At 46.0% G+C, this 896-nt stretch carries 1 protein-coding gene; it reads left to right on the top strand.

The genetic code is table 11. The features are described from left to right. On the top strand, positions 1–853 hold an 853-nt coding region (locus tag R7Q46_RS25715; protein ID WP_318078020.1), incomplete at its 5' end, for an electron transfer flavoprotein-ubiquinone oxidoreductase. Between the last annotated feature and the right edge of the window lie 43 nt (positions 854–896).

Raw genomic sequence — 896 nt, 5'->3', positions numbered from 1 at the left:
TAACTATCGCAATCCCCACTTGAGCCCATTCGATGAGTTTCAGCGCTTTAAACACCACCCTGCAATCAAAAAATACATTAAAGGAGCACAGCGTATCGCTTATGGCGCAAGAGCCATCGCAAAAGGTGGGTTATCTTCTTTACCGAAACAACAATTCCCCGGCGGTTTATTAATTGGCTGTGATGCAGGAACACTTAACGTTGCGAAGATAAAAGGCAGCCACACCGCGATGAAATCAGGCTTACTAGCAGCAGAAGCCATTCATCAAGCATTACAAAACTCAAGGTGTGAACCTGATTATCAAACGCGATTTGAAGCCTCTTGGCTGTACGATGAACTCGCCGAAACGCGTAACTTTGGAGCGAACCTGCATAAGTTCGGTAGCCTGTTTGGCGGAGCTCTTTCTACCTTCGAGCACAACTTGTGGCTTCCTTTGATTAAAAAGCCAATACCGTGGACAGTGAAAGACCATTCCCACGATCACGAACAGTTAAAACCCCAAAATGAATGCCCGCCGATTGAGTATCCAAAACCGGATGGAGAAATCAGCTTTGATAAACCATCTTCGGTGTTTTTATCCGGCACACAACATGAAGAAAACCAACCGTGCCATCTTGTTTTGACTTATCCTCATATCCCCATCGATGTGCACCTCGGGTTGTTTGATGAGCCAAGCCAGCGTTACTGCCCTGCCGGGGTTTACGAAGTGGTCGAAATTGATGGGAAAGTGAAGTTTCAAATCAACGCCGCGAACTGTGTACATTGTAAAACGTGCGATATAAAAGATCCGTCACAAAACATTACGTGGAAGACGCCTGAAGGCGGCGGCGGGCCTAATTATCAGAATATGTAGTCAATAGAGCATGATAGCACCGTGTCTATCATGCTCTGTCTTT

Source organism: Vibrio sp. 811 (assembly GCF_033339195.1).
Note: the sequence above shows the minus strand (reverse complement) of the source record. Positions and strands in the feature narration are given on the sequence as shown.